The sequence below is a fragment of the Teichococcus deserti genome (assembly GCF_001982615.1).
Taxonomy (GTDB): Bacteria; Pseudomonadota; Alphaproteobacteria; order Acetobacterales; family Acetobacteraceae; genus Pseudoroseomonas; species Pseudoroseomonas deserti.
Map to the genome: position 1 here is coordinate 1 of NZ_MLCO01000296.1, position 4030 is coordinate 4030.

The 4030-nt window shown below is 75.2% G+C and carries 3 protein-coding genes and 1 pseudogene; all 4 read right to left on the reverse strand.

Going from position 1 to position 4030, the window contains the following annotated elements; all coding sequences use genetic code 11:
• Positions 1 to 1250: Hpt domain-containing protein (locus BKE38_RS24725; RefSeq protein ID WP_242662562.1), on the reverse strand; the 1250-nt coding region annotated here is incomplete at its 3' end.
• 27 nt (positions 1251 to 1277) lie between these two features.
• Positions 1278 to 2945 carry a methyl-accepting chemotaxis protein gene (locus BKE38_RS24730; protein ID WP_076959883.1) on the reverse strand — a complete coding sequence of 556 codons (1668 nt, stop codon included), beginning with the start codon at positions 2943 to 2945 and terminating at the stop codon, positions 1278 to 1280.
• Positions 2946 to 2948: 3 nt separating this feature from the next.
• Positions 2949 to 3530: a chemotaxis protein CheW gene (locus BKE38_RS24735; RefSeq protein WP_076959884.1), complete on the reverse strand. Its 582-nt coding sequence runs from the start codon at positions 3528 to 3530 to the stop codon at positions 2949 to 2951.
• Positions 3530 to 4030: pseudogene (locus BKE38_RS24740) on the reverse strand (CheR family methyltransferase); the annotation flags it as partial. The gene BKE38_RS24735 and the pseudogene BKE38_RS24740, both read right to left, overlap by 1 nt.

Genomic DNA, 4030 nt, shown 5'->3' on the forward strand with positions numbered 1-4030 from the left:
ACCGACAGGCCGATGCCGCGGCCGGAGAGGCGGTCGACCGCCTCGGCCGTGGAAAAGCCCGACTCGAAGACCAGGGACAGCAGCTGCTCGGCGGGCGGCGGCGGCGTCGCGGAATCGCGAGCCGGAAGAAGACCCCGCTGCACCGCCACCGCCTCGATCCGCGCCAGGTCGGGGCCGCGGCCGTCATCGGCGACGCGCAGCACCAGCAGCCCGCCGCGCGCCTCCAGCGACAGGGCGATCTCGGCCTGCTCCGGCTTGCCGCGGCGGGCGCGCTCGGCCGGGCTGTCCAGCCCGTGGCTGACGGCGTTGCGCAGCAGATGCGTCACCGGGTCCTTCAGCGCCTGCAGCACGCGGCGATCGGCCTGCAGCGCCAGCCCTTCCAGCCGCACGGCGACCGGCTGGCCGGAATCGCGCGCCAGGTCGCGGGCCATGCGGCCAAGCGAGCCCAGCACCGTCTCGGCCGGGACCAGGCTGATGCGGCCGGCCTCGAGGCGCAGCTGGGCGGCGGCGGCCTCGGCGGTCCAGGCGGCCTCGCGCTGGGCCCGGGTCAGCTGGCCGAGCTCTCTCGCCATGCGGTCCAGCTCGCGGCCAAATGTCTCGCTGCGCGCCGCGCCCGGGACGGCAGCGCGGGAAAAACCGTCGAAGTCGCGGCGCAGCCCGCGCATCGCCGCCTCCAGCCCGCGCAGCCCGGCCTCCAGCCCGGCCTGGCGGCCCAGGCTGTCGGACAGCGCATGCACGGCGCCGGCGAGCGCCTCGACCTGGCCCGCGGGGATGCGCAGATATTCGATGGCCGGGCCGGTCTCGGCCGCCGGCGGCGGCTCGGGGGCGGCCGCGGCAGGCTCAGGCGCCGGACGCGGCGGCGCCTCGGGGACGGGCGCCGAAAGAAGACCTTCCAGCGCGCGGCGCGCCGCCTCGGGGGCTGCGGGCTCGGGCGTGCCGGCGAGCGCGGCGACATAGCCCTCGACCCCGTCCAGGCCGAGCTGGATCGCGGCGATGGCCGGCGCATCGAGGGCGAGGCCGCCCTCCCCCACCGCGGTGAAGACCGCCTCCAGCCGATGCGCCAGCTCTTCCACCACCGGCAGGTCGACGGCGCGCGCCGCGCCCTTCAGGCTGTGGGCGCGGCGGAAGACGTCGCGCAGGTCGAACTCCTGGCCGCGCCCGGCCGCCGCCAGGGCGGCGCGGATGGCGCCCAGATGCTCCTGGTGCTCGATGCCGAAGGCGGCGAGCAGCTCCTGGCGAAAGTCGGTCATGGGCGGCAGTCGGTCATCGGCCGAGGATCAGAGGCGGTAGCGGTCGGCGAGCCCGACCAGCTGCTGCGACAGCTGCGACAGGTTGGCGGCCGCGGTGTCCAGCTGGCGGGTGCCGGCCGCCGTCTGCTGGCTGGCCTGGCGGATGTTCTGCAGCGCGCTCATCACCTGCTCGATGCCCAGCTGCTGCTGGTTGGTCGAGGCCACGATCTGCTGGAAGGTCTGCACGCTCTCCTGGATGCGGCTGCTGATCTCGGTGATGGTCGCATGGGTGGTGTCGGTGCGCTCGCGGCCGGCGGCGACGCGCTTCACCGCCTCCTCGGTCAGCATGACCGAGGAATTGATGCCGCGCTGGATGTCGCCCAGGATCGAGCGCACCTGGCCGGTCGCGTCCTTGGCCTGGTCGGCCAGCGTCTTCATCTCGGCCGCGACCACCGCGAAGGAGCGGCCCTGCTCGCCGGCGGCGGCGGCCTCGATCGCCGCGTTCAGCGCCAGCAGGTGGCTGCGCTCGGAGATGTCGTTGACGCTGGCGATGATCTCGCCGATCGCCTGGGTCTTCTCCGACAGCGCCACGATGTTGCCGGCCACCGCCTCGGCCTGGTCGCGGATCAGGTCCATCGAGCGCACGGTCTCGTCGACGGCGCGAAGCCCGGCGGTCGAGGTCTGCGCGGTCGCCTGGGCCGAGGCGATCACCTCCTGCGCGCGCTTGCCGATCTGCACGCCGGAATGGGTGATCTCGTCGACGGTGGCCGCCGTCTCCTGCACCGCCGCCAGCTGCTCCTCGACGCTGGCCGCCTGCTCCTGGGTGGAGGCGCGGATCTCGGCGGCGGCGGCGTTCAGGTTCTCGGTCGCGTCGCGGCTCTGGCGGGCGAGCTGGCGCAGCCCCTCGACCATGGCGTTCAGCGTGACGCCGAGGCGGCCGAGCTCGTCGCGCCCGGTGATCGCCGCCTCGCCGCCCAGGTCGCCGCGGCCGACCCGCTCGACGAAGGCCATGAAGGCGCCCAGCGGCTGCACGATGGAGCGGCGGATCACCAGGGTGATGGCGATCGCCAGGACGACGGCGGCGATCAGCACCAGCGTCACCGACAGCCGGCTTTCCTCGTAGATCTCGTTGCCGCGTGCCTGGCCGGCGGCAATGCTGGCATTCACCGCCTCCTGCAGCCGGTCGATCAGCCGGCCGAGCTCGGAGCGCGCCGCGACGATCCCCTCGCCGATGCTGTGCACCGCCGCCAGGTCGTTGGCGCGGATGGCGGCGAACTGCGCCTGGGTCGCCTCGCGGATCTGCCGCAGCGGCGTCTGCGCCTGCGCCAGCAGCTGGCCGATCTGGGTCCAGCCGCCGCGGCGGTCGTTGCTCAGCGAGCTGGCGGCATTCTGGTTGGCGGTCTGCGCCATCTGCTGCAGCAGCCCCTCGGCGCGGGCCAGGTGGCCGGGCCAGGCCTGGGCCGGGTCATCGCCGGACAGCTCGCGGCCCAGGCTGCGCACCAGGAAGCGCGAGGTGGTGCGGGCGCGGGCGTCATGCATGTCGGCCTCGGCGTCGCGCAGTTCCATCAGCTGGCGCAGCGTCACCAGGTCGCGGCTGACGATGATCTCGGTGGCGCGGGTCACCACGCTGATCTGGTTCAGCCCGTAGACCCCAAGCCCGACCAGCAGCAGCGTGAGGGCGGTGAAGCCGAGAAGGATGCGATTGGCGATGCTCAAGGCTCAGGCTCCGCGAGGGGTCTGGAGAGGCGCCGGCGCCGCGGGCGCCGCCGGGAGATAGGGGTGCAGCAGCCGGTCGGGCGCCAGCAGCGCGATCAGCCGGCCGTCATCCAGCCGGGCATGGCCGGCGACCGGGCTGCCGGCGGGGCGGGTGGTGTCGTCCGCCGCATCCGGCGGCGCGACGCGGACGGCGCCGATGACGCGATCCGCGCGCAGGGCGAAGCGCGTCGCGCCGCGGGCCTGCCGCAGCAGCAGGAAGTGGCCTGGGGCCGCGAGGTCGGCCGGGTGGCCGAAGACCGCGCCGAGATCGAGGACGCAGAAGACCTGCCCCGCCTGGCCGAACAGGCCGAGCAGCGCCGGCGGCGCCCCGGGCAGCCGGGCGCAGGGCCCCTGCGGCACCGCCTGGGCGACGGCGCCGATCGGCAGGCCGTAGAGCTCCGCCCCCACCGCGCAGGCGAGGAGAGCGATCCTCGGCGCTTCCGGGGCGAGCAGTGCCGGGCGGGCGGCCAGCGCCGCGGTGCGCTCCTCCATGATCCGCTCGGCGCGGTGGGCGAAGGACAGCAGGGTCTGCAGGGTCTTCGGCATCAGGCGGCGTCCAGTTGCAGCCGCGCCAGGTCGCGCAGCGCGGCGGCGGTCATGCCGTCGCCCTCTTCCAGCAGGGCGCCGGCGGGGCGGCCCTGGGCGATGCGGGCGGCGACGGTCAGGGCGCGGCGGCCGGCGGCGCGCTCGCCCTCGTCCAGCAGCAGCAGGCCGAGCTGGTAATGCGCCATGGCGAAGTCGCCCTGCAGGTAGAGCGCGCGGCGGAAGGCCTGGGCAGCCTCGCGCGGCTGGCCGAGCGCGCGGCGGATCAGCCCGTCATAGTAGTGCAGCGCCGGCTCGGTCGGCTGCAGCAGCAGCCCGGCGCGGCAGGCCTGCAGCGCGCCTTCCAGGTCGCCGGCATCGGCGCGGTCGCGAGCGGCGGCGAGCTCGGCCTGCCAGCTGGCGACGGGCGGGGCCGCGGCCGGGGTCGCCGCGGCCGGGGTCGCCGCGGCCGGGGTCAAAGGAGCCGGTGGCTCGTATACACATCTCCGAGCCCCCGAGACTAG

Coding starts and splice junctions, on each gene's coding strand:
- BKE38_RS24735 (WP_076959884.1), bottom strand. CDS start 3,530: ATGCCGAAGACCCTGCAGACCCTGCTGTCCTTCGCCCACCGCGCCGAG.